The sequence below is a fragment of the Lichenibacterium minor genome (genome assembly GCF_004137685.1).
Classification (GTDB): domain Bacteria; phylum Pseudomonadota; class Alphaproteobacteria; order Rhizobiales; family Beijerinckiaceae; genus Lichenihabitans; species Lichenihabitans minor.
On sequence record NZ_QYBB01000006.1, the window covers coordinates 144,633 to 166,095 of the forward strand.

Consider the following 21,463-nt stretch of genomic DNA (forward strand, 5'->3'; position numbering starts at 1 on the left):
CGGAGCGTGGTGCGCGTTCGCGCTTGGATCTGAATGCACAGTGACTATGGGGGTCGCGGCGCCGAATGCCGCCGCGACCCGGTGCCTCAGGCGCCGGCCGGGACCCGTCAGGCCCCTTCCTTGTCCTTGTCCGGCGCGTTCTCGTTCGGCACCGGCGGCGGGGCGTTGGTGTTCAGCCGTACCAGCACGAGGCCGCGGGCCGGCACCGGGCAGGTGTCGCCGATGGCGAATTCCTGCTCGCCGCGCCCCGCGTCCGCGGTGTCGATGAGGCGCGTCCAGCTTTTCCCGTCGCGGCTGTCCGGCATCGTGAACGCGATGGCGTCGCGGCCGGCGTTGACGATGAGCATCAGGGTGGAGTGGTCGCCGTCCTGCGGCACCGCGTTGACCTGGGCGCGGCCGTCCATGAGCATGCCGACGCAGTTCATGGTGTGGTCGGTCCAGTCGTGCCCTTCGGCTTCGCAGCCGTCCGAGCGCACCCAGGTGACGTCCTTGACCTCGTGCACGGGATCCCAGGTGCCCGTGTAGAAGCGGGCGCGGCGCAGCACCGGATAGGTGTGGCGGATGGTGCCGAGCCTGCGGGTGAAGTCGAGAAGCGTTTTCCCGTCCTCGCTCAGGTTCCAGTCGATCCAGCCGATCTCGCTGTCCTGGCAGTAGGCGTTGTTGTTGCCGCCCTGGGTGCGGCCGAACTCGTCGCCCGCCACGATCATCGGCGTGCCCTGGCTCAGCAGCAGCGTCGACATGAAGTTGCGCATCTGCTTGTTGCGCAGCTTGATGACCTTGGGGTCGTCGGTTTCGCCCTCGGCGCCGCAGTTCCAGGAGCGGTTGTCGGAGCTGCCGTCGCGGCCCTCCTCGCCGTTCGCCTCGTTGTGCTTGTCGTTGTAGGACACGAGGTCCTTCAGCGTGAAGCCGTCATGCGCCGTGATGAGGTTGACGCAGGCCCAGGGGCGCCGCCCCTCGTGGTTGAACGTGTCCTCGGAAGCGCAGAGCCGCGAGATGACGTTGCCCACGGGCTGCGCGCCGCGCCAGAAGTCGCGCACGTCGTCGCGGAACTTGTCGTTCCATTCGGCCCAGCCCGGGGGGAAGTTGCCGACCTGGTAGCCGCCCGGCCCGATGTCCCACGGCTCGGCGATCATCTTCACGCCGGCCAGCACGGGGTCGAACAGGCAGTTCTGCAGGAAGGCGGAATGCCGGTCGAAGCCCTGCGGGCCGCGGGCGAGGGTGCAGGCGAGGTCGAAGCGGAAGCCGTCGACGTTCATCTCCTGGACCCAGTAGCGCAGGGAATCCAGCACCATCTGCATCACGCGCGGGTGGTGCAGGTTGAAGGTGTTCCCCGTGCCGGTGTCGTTGATGTAGTAGCGCTTCTGGTCCGGGATGAGCTGGTAGTAGGACGCGTTGTCGATGCCCTTGAAGGACAGCGTCGAGCCCTTTTCGTTGCCCTCTGCCGTGTGGTTGTACACCACGTCCATGATCACTTCGAGGCCCGCCTCGTGGAAGCGGGTGACCATGTCCTTGAACTCCTGCACGGCGCTCACGGGGTCGGACGCGTAGAGCGGATGCGGCGCGAAGAACCCGATGGAGTTGTAGCCCCAATAGTTCGACAGGCCGCGATCGATCAGGAAGTCGTCGTTGACAAAGGTGTGCACCGGCAGGAGCTCGACGGCGGTCACGCCGAGGCTCTTGATGTGCTTCAGGATCTCGGGGGTGGCCAGCCCCGCGTAGGTGCCGCGCAGGTTTTCGGGCACGGCGGGATGGCGCTTGGTCAGGCCGCGGACGTGGGCCTCGTAGAACAGGCTGTTCGACCAGGAATGCTTGGGCTTCTTCCCTTCGGGCAGGTGCGGCTTGTGCATGTCGGCGACGACGCACTTCGGCATGAAAGGAGCCGAATCGCGCTCGTCGAAGCTCAGGTCGTCGCCGGTCTCCATCTTGTAGCCGAAGACGGCCGGATTCCACTTCAGCTCGCCGACATGCGTGCGGGCGTAGGGGTCGAGCAGCAGCTTGTTCGGGTTGAACCGGTGCCCGTTGTTGGGGTCGTAGGGCCCGTGCACGCGGAAGCCGTAGAGCTGGCCCGGCGTCAGGTTCGGGAAATAGCCGTGGAACACCTGGTCGGTATATTCCGGCAGCTCGAGCCGATCCGTCTCCTTCTGCCCCGAGGAGTCGAACAGGCACAGCTCGACCTTGGTGGCGTTGGCCGAGAAGAGCGTGAGGTTGGTGCCCCGGCCGTCCCACAGCGCGCCGCGCGGGTGCGGGGAGCCTTCGAGCGTCTGCCGATGGTTGACCGTCTGATTCATGTCGCGTCCTTGAGGGCGGCCGAGCGCCCGCTATGGCTCAGCTTCAGCCGTCCGATCGCCTTAGAACGGTCGAAATCGGATTTGGTGCCATGTCGAGGGCCATGACGCGTCGCCGCAACCCGGGCGACGCGGGGCATGGTGAACGCGAAACCGCCCGGCGCGAGCCGGGCGGCCTCATGCCGCTATTGCGGGGCGATCAGGCGTGGAAGGTGAAGTCCGACGGGTTCGCCTTCAGTTCCGCCTTCGTCACCCCCGTGAGCCTGATGGCGTCGCCCGACGTCGGATCGACGATCACGGCGCCGCCGGCCGTGTTGTGGGTGGCGCTCAGCACCGCGGCGAGATCGGCGAAATCCGCCGACGGAAGGCTGATGGTGTCGTGATCCGCGCCGTTGGCGCGGAACAGGTTGATCGTGTCGAGGCCGTGGCCGGGATTGAACACGAAGGTGTTGTCCGGGGCGCCGCCGTTGTTGAACGTGTCGAAGAAGTGGGACTGGAAGCTTTGGCCGGACGCTTCGACCTGGACGGTGCTGGATCCGCCGCGATGGAAGTTCGTCGTGCCGATGATGGCGCTGCCGTCCGGGTTGTACAGCACCTCCTGCGCCACCTTGCCGGTGCCGGCGAGGCCGCCTTCCAGCGAAAAGGGCGCCTGGACCGACGTCGTGGCGCCGACGGCGTCCGTTTCCGTCGCGGTGATGAAGCCCTGCAGGTGCGGCCCGACCCGGTCCGTGAAGCTGTAGCTCCCGTCGGCTGCGACCATGGCGGTGCCGAGCACCGTCGCGGCGCCACCGTCGACCACGGCCGAGATGGAAACCCCGGTCACACCCGAAGCGCTCGCCACATGGCCCGTGACGGTGAACCGACCCCTGCCATCGAAGGCGGCCGACGGGTCGATCGAGACGACGTCGCCCCCGGCCGCCCCCGTGCCCCGGGCGACGGCGCTGCCGGGCGGCAGGACCGTCGTGGTCGTCGCGCCGAGGGGCGTCGTGGTGGTGACCGTCGTCCCGCCGGCCGTGGGATCGACCGTCACCGTGGTGCCGCCGGCAGAGATCGTTCCCGCCGGGTCGTTTCCGGTGGTGCCGTTGCCCGCCCCGCCGAAGGGGACCCCGGTGCCGCCGGTTCCGGTGCCGCCCGTGACGGTGCCGGGACCCGAGCCCGTGCCGGTCCCCGCTCCGGTTCCCGTGCCGCCCGCACCGGAACCCGTTCCGGTGCCGGTGCCGGTGCCGGTGCCGGTGCCGCCCGTTCCCGTTCCCGTTCCCGTGCCGCCAGTGCCCGTGCCGCCCGTCCCCGTGCCGCCCGTCCCTGTGCCGCCGGTGCCGGTGCCGCCGGTGCCGGTTCCGACCGTGATGGTGGTGCCACCGGTGCCATCGCCGCCCAACGTCAGTCCCACGGTGAGAGGATCGAGGCCGGCCGCCAGTTGGACCGGGATGACCGTGCTGACCATACCTGCCGTCGTGACGTTCAGCGCTTGTTGGGTGGGGTCGTAGGCGACCGTTGCGCCCGCACCCAGGACGCCGAGGTCGAGCGTGTCGTCCGCGCCCAGGTTGGTGATCGCGCCCAGGAAACCCGCCGGATCGCCCAGCGTGAGCTTGGCGGCCTGCCCCCCGAGGTCGACCGTGACGCCTGCCGCCACGGGTCCGCCGAGCGTCAGCGATGCGCCGTCGCCCAGCGTCACCGTGCCCGGCGCGGTGATGGCCCCAGCGACGGCGACGACCGCGCCGCTGTCGAGGACGGTCGTGTCGAATCCGGTGATCGTGGTGCCGAGATCGTTCAGCGCCGTCGTGCCGACGCCCGCCGCGATCTCCAGCGTGTTGCCCTGGCCGGCCGCCTGGGCGATCCCGTTCAGGACCGCGCTGGGGTCGAGAACGAGCCTGCTGCCGCCGGTGCCGCCGAGGCTGACGGCGACGCCGCCCGCAGCGCCCGTGGCATCGCTGCCGCTGATCGTGCCGGAGTCGACGACCACGCCTCCGCCGATCAGGTTCACGCCGATCCCATCGGCACCCGTGGCCGAGATGGTGCCGAGGTTGGACACCGTGCCGGTCGTCGCCATTCTCACGCCGTCGACCGCGCCGGCGATCGTGCCGCCGAGGTCGTTCGCCAGTGTGCCGCCCGTCAGGGCGATGCCGCTCGCGGCCTGGCCCGTCACCGAGCCGGCGTTGGTGATCGCCGCATCGCCGGTGCCGAGGATGCCGTTCACCGTGCCCGTGATGGCGCCGGTGGCCTCGTTGATAAGGGTGCCGGACGCGGTCGACACGCCGTCGCCCGCGGTGGCCAGCACCGAGCCGGCGTTGGTGATCGCCGCATCGCCGTTGCCGAGGATGCCGTTCACCGTGCCCGTGATGGCCCCGGTGGCCTCGTTGATAAGGGTGCCGGACGCGGTCGACACGCCGTCGCCCGCGGTGGCCAGCACCGTGCCGGCGTTGTCGATCGTGCCGGCGCCGGTATTGAGCACCCCGTCGACCGCGCCGGTGATGGTGGCGCCCGCCGCGTTGGCGAGGTCGCCGCCCGTCAGGGCGACGCCGCTCGCGGCTTGGCCCGTCACGGAGCCGGCGTTGGTGATCGCCGCATCGCCGTTGCCGAGGATGCCGTTCACCGCGCCCGTGATGGTGCCGCCGGCCTCGTTGGTGAGGGTGCCGGCCGCGGTCGACACGCCGTCGCCCGCGGTGGCCAGCACCGTGCCGGCGTTGTCGATCGTGCCGGCACCGGTGCTGAGCACCCCGTCGACCGCGCCGCTGATCGTGCCCCCCAGGTCGTTCTCCAGGGTGCCGGCCGCGAGGGTCACGCCGGCCCCGGTCGTCCCCGAGATCGATCCGGCATTGGTGACGGCCGCCGTGCCGAGGACGTCGAGCCCGTCGAGCGTGCCCTGGATGATGGAGGAGGCCGCCGCGTTCTGGACCGTGCCGGTGCCGATGGTCGCGCCGATGCCGGCGTCCCCCGTCGCCGCGATCGTCCCGCCGTTGGTCAGCGCGCCGGCGTCCAGCACGACGCCGATGCCCCCCTGGCCGCTCGCCGAAACCGTACCCGCGTTGGACACCGTCGAGTTTTGGCCCGAACCGGTGTTGGCCACGTCGATGCCCGCCGCCACGCCGGTGACGGCGGCTGCCGCCCCGTTGGTGACCGTGCCGCCGAGCGTGAGGTCGATGCCGACATTGCCCCCGACGGTGCCGAGATTGGTGACGGTCGCGGCCGGCAACGTCGCCTTGACGCCATCGCCCACGACCGAGCCGAGGATCCCACCCAGGACGGATGGCAGCGTGCCGTCGAGCGTGACCCCTGCCTCGACAGTCAACGGATTCGTCGATGTGGACGAGTCCACGACTCCGCCAATGATGCCGGTCGTGTTGGTGGGGCCGATAAGGGTTCTGGTGATGTCCAATGCCATCGTTTGCTCCACTCGGATCAGCCTCGGAAGAGGCTTGCGGTGGAGGCATGGAAGGCCGTGGTCCTCTAAACGCTGGTAGACCGCAAAATTGAGAGTAAATCCTGTTTTGGCACAGGATACGTCTGCGATTGTTGCTGGATTTGAACCATGATCAACTTCGTGTCGATCGATTTTTAATGAATATGCAACGCTTGTGGCGCCCAGGGCGGTCGCGGCGGCGCGATGGCAGAGGGCCCGAGCCGTGGCGCGCCAGCCGATCGGCGGACCCGTCGCGGCCGATGGGTTTTCGGGACTTGAACGGGGGGCAGGACGGCCCCCCGACGGCGTCGGACCGGTGAGTTTCCAAGCTTCGCCGACGGCAACCGGAGCCCCGTTCAACCCGGGATGCAGCGCGCCGCGCCCTCGCCGTGGGGAGCGGCGCCGGACCCCTGTCAGGGGGGGAAAGAGGGCGGCCGCGGGGTGCATCGAAGCGCGATCCGACGCGGCGTCGATCACAAATGCGTGATCGTCGCCGCGCGCGGCATCGTCGGCAACCGCCCCGCCATCCGCCCCGTTGTCGATTTGGGCGGCGGCGGGCGCCGCGATGGGAGGCTGGCGATGGCCAGGGATGGATCGGCGACGGTTCGGAGCGCCGTGACGGCCTTTTTCGACGATCGGGCCGCCGCCCAGCAGGCGGTCGACGACCTCGTCGCCGCAAAGGTGGCGCGCGAGCGCATCACCCTCGTCGAGGGGGGCTCAACCCCGATGGCGGTCGAGCCCGTGCCCACGCGCGACCGAAGCGTCTGGGACACCGTCAAGGACCTCTTCATGGCGGACGTGGATCGTCACGCCTACGGCGAGGGCCTGCGCCGCGGCGGCTTCCTCGTTTCGGTGATGCTCGGCGCCGGCGACGCCGCGCGGGTCGTCGAGGTGCTCGACCGCGAAGGCGCCGTGGACATGGACGCGCGCCAAAGCGACTGGGAGCTCGAAGGCTGGGACCCGGTGCGCGCTTCCGCCGATCTCGACGCGCTGGCGTCGGCGCCGTCCGCCGCCCCCGTCGACGGCGCCGTCCGGGCCGCCGTGGAGCCGTCAGCCGCGGTCGGGCCCGCGTTCGGCAAGGGCGAGGCCCCGCGGCCCGGGAGCGGCAGGGTGGTCCGCGATGTGGAGGCCGAGGGCTTGCGGCTGCGCACCTACGTCGAATCCCACGCCCCACCGGACCCGGCGCGCTGACGGACCGGCGGGTTCAGGCCGACTTGTCGGGCCAGGGGCACAGGTCCGACACCGGGCAGGCGCCGCAGAGCGGCTTCCGGGCCACGCACACGTAGCGGCCGTGCAGGATCATCCAGTGGTGGGCGTCGCGCATGAACTCGGCCGGGATCGCCTTCTCGAGCCCGAGTTCGACCGCCAAGGGCGTCGCGCCGGGCGCGATGGCGAGGCGGTTCGACACGCGGAAGACGTGCGTGTCGACCGCGACGACGGGCTCGCCCCAGACGGTGTTCAGCACCACGTTGGCCGTCTTGCGGCCGACGCCCGGCAGGGCTTCGAGCAGGGCGCGGTCGCGCGGCACCGTCCCGCCGTGCCGTTCCACCAGCAGGGCGCAGAGCGCCATCACGTTCTTGGCCTTGGAATTGTAGAGCCCGATCGTCTTCACGAAGTCCCGCAGGCGCTCCTCGCCGAGCTGGAGGATGGCGGCGGGCGTGTCGGCGGCGGCGAAGAGCGGCCCCGTGGCCTTGTTGACCGACACGTCGGTGGCCTGCGCCGACAGCACCACGGCGACCAGCAGCGTGAAGGGGTCGGAATAGTTCAGCTCGGTCTCGGGTTTGGGGTTGGCGGAGCGCAGCCGCCCGAAGATGGCGGCCACGCGCCCCGCCTCGTGGGCGTCGTCGATCACCGATGCCGCCACGGGATGCGTGCCGCCGGGCGCGCCCAGGTCGACCGCGGCTGCGCCGTCGCGGGAGGGTGGCTTCTTCCGGGCCATGCGGGTCCTATATGCCGAGGTCAGGGGCGCTGCCCGGATACCATGGGAGGTCGCCGCATGTCCGATGCCGATCCCGCCGAGCCGGTGCTGTTCGCGACGCGCCTGCGCCCGCACCGCTCGCTGAACCAGCGCCAGTTCCGCGTCCTGCTGCTCGGCATCGCGGGCGTCAGCTTCGTGTCGACCCTGCCCTTCGTGATCATGGGCGCCTGGCCGGTGGCGGGCTTCATGGGCCTCGACGTTCTGGCGGTCTACGTCGCCTTCAAGGCGAGCTTCCGGTCGGCCCGCGCCTACGAGGACGTGGAGGTGACCGTGCTGCAGCTCACGCTGGCCAAGGTCGACGCGGCGGGTGCGCGCGCCGAATGGCGCTTCAACCCGTCCTGGGTGAGGCTGGAGCGCCAGGAGCACGTCGAGTTCGGCACGCAGCGGCTCGACCTTGTGGCGCGGGCGAACCGCGTCGAGGTGGCTGGCTTCCTGGGTGCCGACGCCAAGGGGCGCTTCGCCGACGACCTCGGGCGCGCGCTGGCGGAAGCGCGGCGAGGATACCGCTACGATTGAGGCCGGCGGCCCCGCCCGGCCGTCAGGAAGGCGCGCCGAGCGAGGGCGCGACGGCGCCGTCGCGGCGGACGGTTTCGACGCCGTTCGATCCGGCGAGCCTCCGCTCCAGGCCCTCCGCGCCCCCGAACTGGAACCCGAGCTGGCTCGCATAGGCGAGGCAGGCCCGCCGCTTCGCGTCCGCCTCGCCGGGCATCAGCGCCACCTCCTCCTCGGCCAGCTTCGCCATCCGGTCCCGCAGCGGCTCGCGCGGGCTCGCGTCGCGCACCACGTAGGGGAAATCGCGCCACCACAGCGTGGGACCGGGCCAGCCCACGCGGTCGAAGGCCCGCACGACCTGGACGTGGTCGGCATGGCCGCCGATGCATTGCGGCGCCAGGACCAGGGCGGGCCGGTGCGCGTCCAGCAGCGCGGCGAAGGCCGGGGCGAGGTCGTCGACGATCCCGTCCCCCGGACGCACCCCGGCGAACAGCGCCGGCGCGTCGTCGTAGCCGCGGTGGGGCGCTTCGCGGAACGGCAGCCACAGCGGCTCGGCGCCGAGCGCCCGCATGGCGGCGGCGTCCTCGTCGCGGCGCAGCGCCATGTAGTCGACCTCGGCGCCGAGGCCCTTGTCGAGCTGGCAGGCGAGGGCGAAGCCGCGCGGCTCCGGCACCGAAGCCGTGAACACCGTCGCCACGACCACGCGCCAGCCGGACGCGGCGAGCCGTGCCAGGATGCCGCCGCAGGAGAAGGCGGCATCGTCGAGGTGGGGCGACAGGGCGAGGGCGGTGCGCATGCGGGCGGTTCACGGTTTCGAGGTCGGGGTCCTGTCTCCCCTCGCGGAAGAAGATGGCCCGATGACGTCGGACCGCACGGGGGTGAAGCGCCGCCCGCGGCGACCGATGTGCGGGACAGGCGGCGGGATCGCCCTTCAAGCCAAGGATTGCGCCTTCGAGCGCTCGAACGACGTCCGCCTCCGCCCCGAATCGACGGCCGGATGCCGTGTTGGGCCGCGGGGACCGGGAGGGTGCCGCCCATCACGGAGGCGGCTCGCGTCAACGTTTCCACCCACCCACGCCGGGTGGCTGGAACGGGAGGGCGGATTAACGCGATGTTGAACGCCGTTGTTCCAGGGTAGCGGCGACCGATCGGTCAGACCGCCGCGAGCTGCCCCATGATTCTCGACCGCCGACGCTTCCTGCAATCGGCTGCCATCGTGGCTGGTGGATCGGCCCTCGGCCGTGCCGTCGATCCGGTCCCGGCTTCCGCCCTGAGCCGCCCGGGCGGGGGCGCCCTCGATTCCCTGTCGAAAGCCCTGAAGGGGCGTCTCCTCCGGCCCGGCGACGATGGCTATGCCGTTGCAGCCTGGCCCAACGCCGGACGCTGGGCCGATGTCCATCCGCGGGCGGTCGCGCTCTGCACCGGGCCGGACGACGTCCGGGCCTGCGTGGAGTGGCTCCAAGGGCAGAAAGGCCCGTCCCGCGATTTCGCGGTGCGTTCGGGGGGACACAATTACGCGGGCTTCTCGACCACCGACGGCCTGCTGATCGACGTGAAGCCCATGAACCGGATCACGATCGATCGCGGCACGCGGACGGCCGTCGTGGAGGCCGGCGCCAGCAACCAGGACTTGGCCGACGCGTTGCGCGGCGCCGGCTTCGCGGTGCCGTCGGGGCGCTGCCCTACGGTGGGGACGAGCGGCCTCGTGCTCGGCGGCGGCTGGGGCTTCTCCGCCACCCGGCATGGGCTGACCTGCGACAGCCTGCGCTCGACCGAAGTGGTGACGGCCGACGGTCGCCTGCGCCGGGCCGCGGAGGCGCGGGACCTCGACCCCGACCTGTTCTGGGCGGCCCGGGGCGGTGGCGGGGGCAACTTCGGCGTGCACACATCCTTCATCTTCGACCTGTATGACGTGAAGAACGTCGACGTGACGGTGTTCAACATCGTGTGGCCCGCCACCCGGCAGGTCGAGATCGTGCTGGCGCTTCAGCAGATCCAGGCCGAGAACGCCACGACCCTGTCGACGCGCACGAAGATCGCCCCCTCGAAGGTCGGCGTGCCGACGAGGGACGACCTCGCGGTCCAAACCTTCGGCCAGTTCTGGGGACCGCCGGACCAGTTCCGCGCCGCCATGGCGAAGGCGATCTCGATCGCCGACCCGGCGATCCTCGAGGTCAACGGCATGAGCTACTGGAGCGCCCGAGACTACCTCGTGACCGACGATCCGCTCGGGCTCTACGACCTCCGCTCGCGCTACGTGAAGGGCGGGCTCAGCGGCGATGCGGTGGACACCATGCTGACGCAGATGACGCGCTGGCCGGGAGGGTCGCTGCGCCAGGACAACATGGGCATTCTGTTCGCCGTCGGAGGCAAGGTGAAGGAGAAACGGCCCGAAGACACGGCCTACGTCCATCGACAGGCCGATTACATCTTCGAGATGGAGACCACCTGGAGCCCGCTCGACACGCCCGCGGTCGTGGCTCGGCAGAAGGAATGGCTGGCCGGCTACTTCGACGCGATGGAGCGTCACGTGATGCAGCAGTCCTACGTCAACTTCCCGAGTCGGAGCCTGCCCGACTGGCAGCGGGCCTATTACGGCGACAACCTCGGCCGCCTGTCCCAGGTGAAGCTGCAATACGACCCGCACGAGTTCTTCCGCTTTCCACAAAGCGTGCCCCTGCCGAGCCGCGTGAGCGCGCGGGGCTGACGGGGCATGGTCACCGTCCTCCGCCTCCCCGCGGCACGTCGCGACGGCCCGGCGCGCATCGCCCGTGCGCCGAAGCTCCTCGCTTTCGTCTCGGCTCTCCTCCTGGCGGCCTTCCCGGGCGCGGGACGCGCCGGGGAGGCTGCCCCCGCCTGGGCGGTCTACGACGCCCCGCCCTACATGATCGCCGACGGGCCGGACCGCGACGCGGGCGTCTTCGACCGCATCCGGCACCTCCTCGACGACCGCCTGTCGGGCACGCCGCAGCCGGCCGTGGTGATGCCGTTCCCCCGCGTGCTGGCATCGGTGAAGGACGGCGTCCCGCTCTGCTTCGTCGGCGGGGTCAGGACGCCGGAGCGGGACGGCTTCGCCCTGTTCTCGCTGCCGGTCGCCATGTTCTACCCGCTGCGGATCGTCGTGCATGCCCCGGAGCGCGCGCGGTTCGAGGCCCGCGGTCCCTTGTCGCTCGAAGCCGTGCTGGCCGATCCCGCCCTGCGGTCCAGCATGCTGAAGGACAGGTCGATGGGAGACGGCATCGACGCCCTGATCCGTCGGGCCCCGCCGTCCCGCGTCCACGCCGACTTCGGCGAAGCCTTCCGCATGCTGCTCGCCGACCGGCTGGACTACCTCGTCGAATATTCGGCCATGGCCGCCTATGCGGGGGAGAAGCTGGGGCAGCGCGGCACGTTCGTGGGACTGCCCTTCGCGGAAGCGCCGGCGCCGGTGTTCAGCCGGGTGATGTGCCCGAAGACCGATTGGGGACGGGAGGTCATCGCCCGCGTCGACGCCGTGCTGCGGGCCGAGCGGCCGAGCCCGAGCTATCGTGCGACGGTCGAGGCCTGGACCGACGACGCCGACGTCGCGACCGTGCGCGACGTCTACGATCGCGCGTTCCTGGCGAGCGAATAGGCCGACCATGCCGACCAGCGAAGGCTCCCGCGCCGCAGGGCGACCCGACGCCGGCGGCGCATCGGCCCGCTCGCTGGCGACCCGTCTGCTCAGGGTCATCTTCGGCTGCTACTTCGGCGTCGCCGTGGCGGTGACGGCCGCGCAGATGGTCGGCGAATACCGGAGTGCCCACCGCCGCCTCGAAGCGGACATCCAGGCCATGGAGCGGACCTTCGGGCGCGGCCTCGCCGAAGCCATGTGGAGCTTCAACACCGACGTCCTGCACGGCATCCTGACCGGCATCGCCGAAATGCCCGCGGTGGTGGCCGTCGAGGTGCGCGACGAACACGGGGCCGTGGTCGAGCGCGTCGGGACGGACGCCGCCCGGCAGCGATCGGTGACGTCCCTGGACCAGCCGTTCGACCGCAGCTTCGACCTCGTCTACGCGGACGAGAGCCGCCGGACGCATCTGGTCGGGCGCTGGACCGTGCGGTCCAACGACGGCATCGCGTTCGATCAGGTGTGGGACACGTTCGTCGTCATCCTGATCAATTCGGCGCTGAAGACCCTGACGCTGTGGGGCATCTTCTTCGTCGTGATCCGGCGCATGGTGGGACGGCCGCTCGACGAGATCGGCGCCTTCGTGGCGCGGCTCGACGCCGGCAGCCTGGGAGCGGAGCCGCTGACCCTGCGGTCGCGCGGGAGCCACGAGCTCGACCTCCTCGCCCGCGCCTTCAACGCCATGACGGCCAAGCTGCGCGGCGCCTTCGACGCCAATGCCGCTCTCATGCGCGACCTCCAGGACGCGAATGCGACCCTGCAGGCCAGGGTCGACGAGCGCACCCGCGACCTCGCGCGCCTCGCCCGCACCGACCAGCTGACGGGGCTCGGCAACCGCCGCGACCTCGACGAGGCCCTCGACAGGGAAGCCGCGCGGGCCGGCGAGGGACGGCCTCTGAGCGTCATCCTGGGCGACATCGACCACTTCAAGTCCATCAACGACCGGCACGGCCACGCCGTCGGCGATGCCGTGCTCGTCGCCTTCGCGGACGCCCTGCGCCGGAGCCTCCGCGAAGGCGACGGCCTCGGGCGCTGGGGCGGCGAGGAGTTCATGGTCCTGTGCCCGAACACCGGTGTCGCCGCGGCCCGCGGCGTCGCGGAAGCGCTGCGGCAGCGGATGGAGGAGCTGGACCTGCCGGCCGTGGGCACGCGGACCTGCTCGTTCGGCGTCGCGGAGCTCGACCCCGGCGAAAGCGTCGACCGCATGCTGGTGCGCGCCGACGCGGCCCTCTACGCCGCCAAGCGGAACGGCCGCAACCGGGTCGAGGCGGCGGACGCTGCCGCGGCGTGGGGCCGGCGGAACGTCGCCTGAGCGGCGTCCCCGGGCGACACGCGACGGCGGATCCGGGCCTGGCTCAGGACGGCGGCCCGTCCGGCGGCACCCCGAGCCGGCCGGCGAGCCCGTCGCGCAGGCCCCGCAGCATCGGCCCGACCGCAGCAGCGCGGAAACGGTGATGGCGGGCGAAGCCGAAGCATTGCAGCGGCAGGTACAGGAGCTGCTTCAGCTTCCAGCCCAGCGGGACGTGGGCGAGGCGGAACCCGTACAGCGTGTTGCGCAGGTAGGTCCCCATGCGGAACGGGCGCTGGTTCGGCATGGTGAGGCCGAAGCCGAGCGGGATCGTCCCGGTGCCGACCGTGTGTTCCATCGGCACGTCGGAGGCGAGCCAGCAGGACTGGCCCCGCGCCCAGGCGCGGAAGCACCATTCGAGGTCGATGGCGTCGATGAAGAAGTCGGCGCGGAACATCCCCGTCTCGCGCAGGGTGCGCAGGTTGAACAGCGTGCCCGATGTCGGCAGGAAGTCGACGGGCGTCAGCGCGCCGTCGGGCGGGCAGCCCCGGCGCGGCCGGTAGCGCGGCGGCTTCGAAGCGCCCGCCACGCGGCCGCGCGGCGCCACCAGCCGGGGCGCCAGGGCGGCGGGGGCCCGGCGCAGGGCTTCGAGCCGGTCGAAGGCGAGCCCGAGCCGCGGCAGCATGCCGGGCCACGGGCGCGAATCCTGGTCGAACAGCGCCAACCGCTCGAAGCCGTCGCGGCTGGCCGCCAGGGCGATGAAGTTCAGCCCCACGCCGACGCCGAGGTTCGAATCCGCCGTGATGGCGACGAGGGCCGGGTAGTCGGCCAGCACGGCTTCCAGCGCGGGCTCCAGGGGGGCGTTGTTGAAGAGGTAGATGCGGCCGACGTCGCGCGACAGCGTCGCCACGAGGTCGAGCAGCAGCGCGGCGTCCGGATGGAAGGACACGATGCCGGCCGCGACGGGGAGGGGGTCGGGGAGGTCGGTCATCGGGCGGCACGTCCCGCCCTCAGGCGGCCTCGCTCGCGGCGCCGACGAGCCGCCGCGCTTCCGCCGCCGTGATGGCCTGGCCGAAGGCGAAGCCCTGCGCGTATTCGCAGCCGAGCTGCGACAGCTCGATGACGTCGCTCTCCGATTCCGCGCCCTCGGCCACGACTTCCATGCCGAGGTCGTGGGCGAGGCCGACGATGGAGCGCAGGATGATGGGCCGCGCGCCTTTGCCGTTCTGCCGCACGAAGCTCTGGTCGATCTTGATCGTGTCGAAGGGGAAGCGCTGCAGGTAGCTCAGCGACGAATAGCCCGTGCCGAAGTCGTCGAGCGACAGGCCGGCCCCGAGGTCGCGGATGCGGCCGAGCATCTTGGCCGCATATTCGGGGTTCTCCATCACCAGGCTTTCGGTCAGCTCCAGCTTCAAGGAGTCGCGCAGCACGCCCGAGCGCGTCAGCACGGACTTCACGTCGCCGAGCAGGTCGTGGCGCAGGAGCTGGCGCGACGACACGTTCACGCTGGCGTAGATCGGCGGGTAGACGTCGAGCGCCGCCTGCCACGCCGCGAGCTCCCGGGCCGTGCGGTCGAGCGCGAACAGGCCGAGGTCGACGATCAGGCCCGTCTGCTCCGCCACCGGGATGAACTCGGAGGGGGGGACGTTGCCGAGCCGCGGATGCGTCCAGCGCAGCAGGGCCTCGAACCCCGCGATGGTGCGGTCCTCCAGGCGGACGATGGGCTGGAAATGCACCTTGATCTCGTTGCGCTCGACGGCGCGGCGGAGGTCCGATTCCAGCGTCACCCGCTCGGTGCGCACGGAGCGCATGGCGGGGCGGAACAGCTCGACGCGGTCGCCGCCGGCGCGCTTGGCGTGCGCCATGGCGACCTCGGCGTCCTGCAGCATGGTTTCGCGCTTGGCGTGGACGCCGGGGTCGTAGGGGGCGAGCCCCCCCGAGCAGGTCAGCGCGATCTCGTGGTCGCCGAAGGTGATGGGCGTCGACAGCGTGCGGCGCAGCGTGTCGGCCAGCGCCAGCACGGCGTCGGGGTTCTGTTCCGACATGACGATGAAGGCGAACTGGTCGCCGCCGATCCGCGCCATCGTGTCCTGCTGGCGCAGCAGGCGGCCCAGGCGGCGCGCGATCGTGAGCAGGATCGAGTCGCCGACGGAGGGGCCCACCTGCTCGTTGACGTGCTTGAAGCGGTCGACGTCGAGGGTGATCACGGTGGGGCGGGACGCGCCGACGCCGGCCCCCATGGTCAGGGCGGCGTCGAGCCGGTCGAAGAACAGCTCGCGGTTCGGCAGGCCCGTGAGGTTGTCGTGCACGGCGTCGTGGAGCAGGCGCTCCTCGGCGGTCTTGGATTCCGTGCAGTCGCTGAGCGTGCCGACGACCCGCACCACCTCGCCGTCCTGGCCCACCACCGGGCGGGCCTTCAGCGTGTACCAGAAGTAGTGGCCGTCCGCGGCGCGCAGGCGGAAGAAGTGCGAGATGCGGCCGCAGCGCTGTTCCAGCACCGTGTCGAGCGACGCGCGGTAGCGCTCGCGGTCGAAGCCGTGCAGCAGGTCGAACCAACCCGAGGCCGGCCCTTCGAGGCTGCCGCGCTTGAGGCCGAGCTGGTGCTCGATCTCCGGGCTGACGTAGATGCGGTCGGCATCGACGTCCCAATCGAAGATGACGTCGCCCGAGCCCGTCAGCGCCAGCGCCTTGCGCTCCGAATCCGACACGGCGCCGTGTCCCAGGCCGGAGCCCGCGAAGGCGTTCTGCATGATGGTGAAGCCGATCAGCATGACCAGCAGCACGAGCCCCCCCATCAGGGCGGGCGACACGAGGTCGTTCGAGAACACGCCCTCGACGGTGAAGCCTGCCGCCGTCACCCACATCGACAGGATGAACCAGGTAGGGATCAGCATCACGGCGCGATCGTAGCCGTGGGTCGACAGGTACAGCACCAGGATCAGCCCGATGCCGGCCACGGCCGACAGCGTGATGCGGGCGACGCCCGCCGCCACGGGCGCGTCGTAGAGGGCGAAGCCGACCAGCGCCAGGAGGAACAGGAACCAGGCCGCGCCGATGTGGCCGTAGCGGACGTGCCAGCGGTTGAGGTGGAGATAGGCGAACAGGAACACGAACAGCGTCGCCGCCAGCACGGCCTCGGCCACGGCCCGTGCCACCTGGTCGGTGTCGCCGCCGACCGCGAAGAGCCGGTGCCAGAAGCCGAAGTCGATGCAGACGTAGGCCAGCACCGCCCAGGCCAGGGCCGCCGCCGCGGGAAAGATCACCGCCCCCCGCACCACGAACACGATGGTGAGGAACAGCGCCAGCAGGCCCGCGATGCCGATCACGATGCCCTTGTAGAGGGTGATGTTGTTGATCTGGTCCTTGTAGGCGTCGGGCGCCCACAGGGTCAGCTGCGGCAGGTTCGCGGTGCGCAGCTCCGCCACGTAGGTGACGGTGGAGCCGGGGTCGAGCGTGATGCGGAAGATGTCCGCATCCGGGCTGTCCTGGGTTTCGGGCGCGAAGCCCTGGCTCGCCGTGATGGCCGAGATGCGGTTGGCGCCGAGGTCGGGCCACACCAGCCCCGATCCGACGAGGCGGAAGTGGGGCGCCACGAGCAGGCGTTCGATCTGCTCGTCCGTGTCGTTGGTGAGCGCGAAGACGATCCAGTTCGGCCGCGTGCCGCTCTGCTTCGCCCCCACCTCGATGCGGCGGACGATGCCGTCCGGGCCCGGCGCGGTGGAGATCTGGATCCGGTCGCCCTGGCCGGTGAAATGCTCCACCACGGGCGTGAGGTCGACGGCCGTGCTGTCCAGCGACACCCGCACGGCTTCCACGGCGAGCGCGGGCCGCAGGGGCGCGAGACAGAGCAGGGCCAGGACGATCAGGGTGAGGGAACGACGCACGGCACCTGGACTGTGTGGACTTGCGGGCGGGATTCGAGCGGGCGGGAGCGAGGGGTTCGGGCCCGCGGCACGCGCGGGCGATGACCGTCAAACGGTAGAGCCACAGGGTGACGAGCGCAAGGCGAAGCTCCCGCCCGACCCCCGCGGGGTCAGGACAGCGGCAGGATGCGGAAGCCCGCGCCGTCGCGCGCCACGCGGCCGAAGCCGCGCAGGTGGCCACCCGCCACGATCCAGCCTTCGGCGGCGGCGCGGTCCAGCACGGCCCGGCGCGTTTCGGCCGCGAGCCCCGGGTCGAGGTCGTAGACCGTGCCGAAGTCCGGATCGGCCGCCTGCTCGACCTCGAGATGGAGCGCGTCGCCGAGCAGCAGCAGCGTCGAGCCGCCCCCCGTGACCAGGAACCCGCCCTGGCCCGGCGTGTGGCCCGGCAGCGGCACCAGCTCGACCCCGGGCGCCACGGGGCCGAACGGCACGGGGCGCAGCCGTTCCCCGTAGGCGGCCGTCACCGCGGCGGCGATGTCGAAGCCGCCGTGCCTCGCTTCGGGCAGGCGGGCGCGCTCGGCGGGATCCGTGTAGAAGGCGAGCTCCGCTTCGGGCAGGACGACGTCGGCGCGGGGGAAATAGGGCGCGGCGCCGTCGAGCAGGCCGTAGGCGTGGTCGCCGTGCAGGTGGGTGAGGAAGACCCGGTCGACCGCGTCGGGCGCGACGCCGCAGGCGGCGAGGGCCGAGCGGGCATGGCCTAGGCCGGGCCCCCAGGTGGTCCCGGTCCCGGCATCGACCAGGTCCACGCCGCGCGGGCCGCGCAGCAGCGCGACGTTCACGTCGACGCTGAACGGCCGGTCGCCCCAACGGGCGAGGGCGGACGCCAGGGCCGCCTCGCCCCCGTTGTGGATCAGGATGTCCCGGGATGCCTCGAAGACCCCGTCGAGCAGGATGTCGACCGTGGTGTCGCCGAGCCGCAGGTGCCGCATCGCCATGTCGCCCTCGCCCTGTGTCGCGAACCGGCCCTTGCGGCGGTCCGTGCCTCATGATCGGCGGGTGAGGCCGGGATGGAAAGCGCGCCGCCGACGAACCGGCCGAGGTTCAGCGGAGCTTGCGCTCCAGCTTCTTCGACGCCCGCATCATGCCCTCGATCGCGGCACTGTGGGTCTCGTTCACCTCCAGCATGGCATGGATGGCGTTGAACATCGCCTCATCGAACGGGTCGAGTTCCGTGCGTTCCTTGGCGGCCATCAGCGCTTCGCGCAGGGCCATGAGCTTGGTTCGAACCGCCGCACCGTTGTAGATCATCCATCTCGCCTTGTTTCCGGCCTCCCCGCCGATGCCCGGGCGGGTTCGCATGCGGTCTCGCTCGCCCGTGGAGGGATGCGGATCCGCGCTCCCCAGGCTCGGTCGAGGCTTTTGCACGCCGGATGGGCCGGACGTCAAATCGAGGGCAGCGCGACCGGCCGCGGGTCCCGCGGCGCGGCGTCGCCGTCAGGCGCGCGGAAGCGCGGTCCCGTCCGCCGCTCGGGAGCCGAGCCCCCGCGCCGCGCGAACGGGATGGCTCACTTGCGGCGGAGCCGGATGATGACGTCGACCCGGTCGATCTCCATGCCGGCCGGAGCCTCCGGCAGGGCGCTCACCTCGATGTGCGAGCCGGGGATGTCGACGAGCGCGTTGGTGTCCTCGACGAGGAAGTGGTGGTGGTTCGACAGGTTCGTGTCGAAATAGGTCTTCGAGCCGTCGACCGCGATCTCGCGCAGCAGCCCCGCCTCGGTGAACTGGTGCAGGGTGTTGTAGACGGTGGCCAGCGAGATGGCGACGCGCGCGCCCGTCGCTTCCTCGTAGAGTTTTTCCGCCGTGATGTGCCGATTGCCCTTGGCGAACAGCAGCCATCCCAGCGCCACGCGCTGCCGGGTCGGGCGCAGCCCGGCCTGCCGCAGCTTGGTGCGCAGGTCGTGCACCGGGCAGCCGTGCAGGTGCGCGCCGGCGGCAGCCTGCAGGGCGGCGGGAGGCGAGACGGGGAGCTTGGGGGCGATGAAGGGCTGGGGCATCGGCGTTCAATAGACCAGAAACATCGACAAGCATAGACATCGACGCCCCGGCCCGCAATCGCCCGGGGTGGGCTCCTGGTCCGGCGAGGGGGCGCGCACGGCAAGCTTCCCTTCACCACCGCCCGCGGAAATTCCCCAGCGCAGCCGCATTTCGGGCAGGATGGAGGGGTCGAGGCGTGCGGGGCTGGCGCTCCCTTCGGCCGCTGTCAAGCGAAAAGCGTCCTTTTCAACAGGCGACGGGAACCGACCGCGTCGCGGGACATTGATGCCACGACCGGAAGCGGAAACGCCCGGCATCGGACAAGGGTCAGGAACATGGTCGCCACCTCCTTCACGGCCCGCTCGGGCAACGATGGCTTCACCGCCGAGGTGACGGGGATCGAGGCTCGCCGCCAGCTCCGCATGTCGGTCGGCGTGGTGGTGATGCTGGCGGTGGGCATCGTTTCGGCGGCCTTGACCGTGGGGTCTCATCCCATCTCGGCCAAGCGCGACGTCGTGTCGGCGGCCCCGGTCGTCGTGATGCACGCCGCCGCCGATCCGGTCGGCGCCAAGGCGATCTGATCGGCCGTCCGAACGAAACCGGATCTGCAGGTTACCGATCTCGATCGGCGAATCGGGCCTGAGATCGCGACGTCGCGAGGTCGCCGTCACGGGTTCCAACGTGGGGCGCCGTTCGAATCGTCAGCGCCGCCGACAATCGGCGAGGACAGGGTGTCCGCCTCAACCTCTTCGCGCCCTCGATCGCACCTCCCACTGAACGTCCCGTCTGTTGCGGTCCTAGCCCGTGACGGCCGGCCATGGTCGTATGTCGGCTGGCAGGCTTTATCGTCCGGGCGAGGTCGCGCGCGGGGGCCGAGCGGCGGAAAGCCGCGGCGACGTCGATCGACAGGACACCCTCCTCGCGGCAGTGCGTGGCGGTGTCCGCCCCTGTCCCGCCGGCGTGAGCCGCAGCGGAGTTCGGCGGAGTTAGCGTTTCGCTGAACGATTCGCGCCACAAGGGAGCGAGGCGCCGGCGCGGCCGGCGGAAAGGGATCTGCTCTCATGGCCCAGCGGCGCGGCACCGGCTTCGCACTCAACGCCCCCCGGCTCGTCACCTTCGCGGCCTCGCTGGCCCTGGTGTTGGCCGCCGCCCTGTCGCTGCGCTTCCACCTGCCGGTGGGCCATGGCTTCGTGGCGGGCCATCGCTTCTCCGTCGCGGTGGCCGGCTACGCGCTGCTGGCGCTCGGCGTGCTGCTGCCGATGCTGTGACGGGCGCGGGGGCGCGACGGGCGTCCAGGGTGCGGTCGCCGTGACGCGAAGAGTCAGCGCGCCACGAAGCCGAGCCCGAGGAAGATCTTCACCGCCGCGGTGATCCGCCCGCCGATGGCGCTGCGGTCGATCTCGATGCCGAGCAGCGCTTCATGCGACAGGCGGCCCAGCACCAAGCTGAGGAACAGGTCGGCGGCCAGTTCCGCATCGGCCACGTCCGAGCGCTCGAAATCCACGGCCAACCGCAGCAGGGCCGCGACATGGCGCACGATGGCGCCCCAGCCGGCATCCTGCAGCGTCGCGGCGAGTTCGGGGAACTGCCCGGCCTGGGACGTCAGCACGCGTTTCAGCGCCACCGATTCGGGCGTGATCGAGCATTCGAGGATGTGGCGGCCCACCCGCTCCAGGAGCGGCTCCAGGTCGGCGAGCCGCAGCGCGTGCTGCGGGCATTGCCCGAGTTCCGACAGGGGGCGCGCCCACAGGTCGACGCTGTGGCGCAGCACCGCCAGGAACAGCGCCCGCTTGTCGCCGTAGCGCGCGTAGAGGGAAGGCTTGCCGGTGCCCGACGCCGCCGCGATGGCGTCCATCGACGTGCCGTCGTAGCCGTTGTCGAGGAACATGGCCGTGGCGACGTCGAGGAGCCGCTCCTCGCGGCGCGCGGCTTCCTCGCGGGTCGGCCGCCCGCCCGCGTGTTTTCCGTCCCTCGCCACGGCCGCAGCCATTCGCAACTCTCCCTGTCGGCGAGGATTTAACTTGCGACGCCCTTCGGCACAAGTTACTGAACTTAACCGTTCAGTTCCGGCTTCGTCCGACGCTGGACCGCTCTTGCCGTATCCGGGTCTCGCTCGCGAGTCCGGACGCGCCGCCCGCCAGGAGGGCCGCCGATGCAGCTCGTCGATCCCGCGACGTTCGAGACCCCGTTTCCGACCTCGGCGCGCCGCGCCGGGATCGGGCCCGCCCCGCTCCGCCCGAGGCGCGGGCCGCGCGCGGAGGAGATCGCCCTCATGCGCACCCTCGCCGCGGGGCCGCGCGCCGTCACGGAGGGTCCCATCGGCCGCTGCGTGAAGCGCGACTGGTGCCGCGCCGTCGTGGTGGATTCGGGCGAGGGGCCCGGCCGCACCAGCGCCGTGCTGTTCGCCCTGACGGAGATCGGCCGCGCCCTCATCGCCTGACGGCTGGGCACCGCGTCGGCCGAGCCGGGGA

At 71.2% G+C, this 21,463-nt stretch carries 18 protein-coding genes; 8 read left to right on the forward strand and 10 right to left on the reverse strand.

Translation table 11 applies throughout. From position 1 onward, the window contains the following. Positions 1-107 precede the first annotated feature (107 nt). Positions 108-2,288 carry a glycogen debranching protein GlgX gene (glgX, locus tag D3273_RS07845; RefSeq protein WP_129225189.1) on the reverse strand — a complete coding sequence of 727 codons (2,181 nt, stop codon included), beginning with the start codon at positions 2,286-2,288 and terminating at the stop codon, positions 108-110. Positions 2,289-2,484: 196 nt separating this feature from the next. Next, positions 2,485-5,574, reverse strand: coding sequence for a beta strand repeat-containing protein (locus D3273_RS07850; RefSeq protein WP_129225191.1), 3,090 nt, complete (start codon positions 5,572-5,574; stop codon positions 2,485-2,487). Between the two features lie 726 nt (positions 5,575-6,300). Here D3273_RS07850 and D3273_RS07855 point away from each other — a divergent pair. Beyond that, positions 6,301-6,876, forward strand: a complete 576-nt coding sequence (locus D3273_RS07855; RefSeq protein WP_129225193.1) for a hypothetical protein — start codon at positions 6,301-6,303, stop codon at positions 6,874-6,876. Between the two features lie 13 nt (positions 6,877-6,889). On the opposite strand, the gene nth is transcribed toward D3273_RS07855, so the two are convergent. Further along, entirely contained in the window at positions 6,890-7,624 is a 735-nt protein-coding gene (gene nth / locus D3273_RS07860) for an endonuclease III (protein ID WP_129225195.1), read from the reverse strand. 57 nt (positions 7,625-7,681) lie between these two features. Here nth and D3273_RS07865 point away from each other — a divergent pair, with 57 nt between their 5' ends. After that, positions 7,682-8,179 carry a DUF2244 domain-containing protein gene (locus D3273_RS07865; protein ID WP_245501059.1) on the forward strand — a complete coding sequence of 166 codons (498 nt, stop codon included), beginning with the start codon at positions 7,682-7,684 and terminating at the stop codon, positions 8,177-8,179. A 22-nt stretch (positions 8,180-8,201) separates the two neighbouring features. Here D3273_RS07865 and D3273_RS07870 read toward each other — a convergent pair whose 3' ends face one another. Then, positions 8,202-8,951: a PIG-L deacetylase family protein gene (locus D3273_RS07870; protein ID WP_129225199.1), complete on the reverse strand. Its 750-nt coding sequence runs from the start codon at positions 8,949-8,951 to the stop codon at positions 8,202-8,204. Positions 8,952-9,329: 378 nt separating this feature from the next. Between D3273_RS07870 and D3273_RS07875 the strand changes: the two genes are divergently transcribed. The 3 genes from D3273_RS07875 to D3273_RS07885 are packed head-to-tail and all read left to right on the forward strand — an operon-like array spanning position 9,330 to position 13,119. Continuing rightward, positions 9,330-10,862 (forward strand): FAD-binding oxidoreductase, encoded by a 1,533-nt coding sequence (locus D3273_RS07875; protein WP_129225201.1) that lies wholly within the window; start codon positions 9,330-9,332, stop codon positions 10,860-10,862. 6 nt (positions 10,863-10,868) lie between these two features. Continuing rightward, positions 10,869-11,768, forward strand: coding sequence for a hypothetical protein (locus tag D3273_RS07880; RefSeq protein WP_129225203.1), 900 nt, complete (start codon positions 10,869-10,871; stop codon positions 11,766-11,768). A gap of 7 nt (positions 11,769-11,775) precedes the next feature. Beyond that, positions 11,776-13,119 (forward strand): GGDEF domain-containing protein, encoded by a 1,344-nt coding sequence (locus tag D3273_RS07885; RefSeq protein ID WP_129225205.1) that lies wholly within the window; start codon positions 11,776-11,778, stop codon positions 13,117-13,119. Between the two features lie 43 nt (positions 13,120-13,162). Here the strand turns inward: D3273_RS07885 and D3273_RS07890 are convergent, their stop codons facing one another. The 5 genes from D3273_RS07890 to irrA form a co-directional block, all read right to left on the reverse strand. After that, positions 13,163-14,086, reverse strand: coding sequence for a glycosyltransferase family protein (locus D3273_RS07890; protein WP_129225207.1), 924 nt, complete (start codon positions 14,084-14,086; stop codon positions 13,163-13,165). Between the two features lie 19 nt (positions 14,087-14,105). Further along, complete coding sequence (locus D3273_RS07895) at positions 14,106-16,979, reverse strand: EAL domain-containing protein (RefSeq protein WP_245501060.1); 2,874 nt, start codon at positions 16,977-16,979, stop codon at positions 14,106-14,108. 149 nt (positions 16,980-17,128) lie between these two features. Next, positions 17,129-17,953 carry an AidB family quorum-quenching N-acyl homoserine lactonase gene (gene aidB, locus D3273_RS07900; RefSeq protein WP_245501061.1) on the reverse strand — a complete coding sequence of 275 codons (825 nt, stop codon included), beginning with the start codon at positions 17,951-17,953 and terminating at the stop codon, positions 17,129-17,131. A gap of 106 nt (positions 17,954-18,059) precedes the next feature. Beyond that, positions 18,060-18,317, reverse strand: coding sequence for a hypothetical protein (locus tag D3273_RS07905; protein WP_129225210.1), 258 nt, complete (start codon positions 18,315-18,317; stop codon positions 18,060-18,062). Between the two features lie 206 nt (positions 18,318-18,523). Further along, the gene (gene irrA / locus D3273_RS07910; RefSeq protein WP_129225212.1) at positions 18,524-19,012 is read right to left on the reverse strand and encodes an iron response transcriptional regulator IrrA; all 489 of its coding nucleotides are present in this window, start codon (positions 19,010-19,012) and stop codon (positions 18,524-18,526) included. 315 nt (positions 19,013-19,327) lie between these two features. Here irrA and D3273_RS07915 point away from each other — a divergent pair, with 315 nt between their 5' ends. Then, entirely contained in the window at positions 19,328-19,573 is a 246-nt protein-coding gene (locus tag D3273_RS07915; protein ID WP_129225214.1) for a hypothetical protein, read from the forward strand. Positions 19,574-20,053: 480 nt separating this feature from the next. Further along, positions 20,054-20,260: a hypothetical protein gene (locus D3273_RS07920; protein ID WP_129225216.1), complete on the forward strand. Its 207-nt coding sequence runs from the start codon at positions 20,054-20,056 to the stop codon at positions 20,258-20,260. Between the two features lie 53 nt (positions 20,261-20,313). On the opposite strand, the gene D3273_RS07925 is transcribed toward D3273_RS07920, so the two are convergent. Further along, entirely contained in the window at positions 20,314-20,982 is a 669-nt protein-coding gene (locus tag D3273_RS07925) for a TetR/AcrR family transcriptional regulator (RefSeq protein WP_129225218.1), read from the reverse strand. 162 nt (positions 20,983-21,144) lie between these two features. Here D3273_RS07925 and D3273_RS07930 point away from each other — a divergent pair, with 162 nt between their 5' ends. Then, a complete protein-coding gene (locus D3273_RS07930) occupies positions 21,145-21,432 on the forward strand; it encodes a hypothetical protein (RefSeq protein ID WP_129225220.1) in 288 nt (95 codons plus the stop codon). The last annotated feature ends 31 nt before the right edge of the window (positions 21,433-21,463 follow it).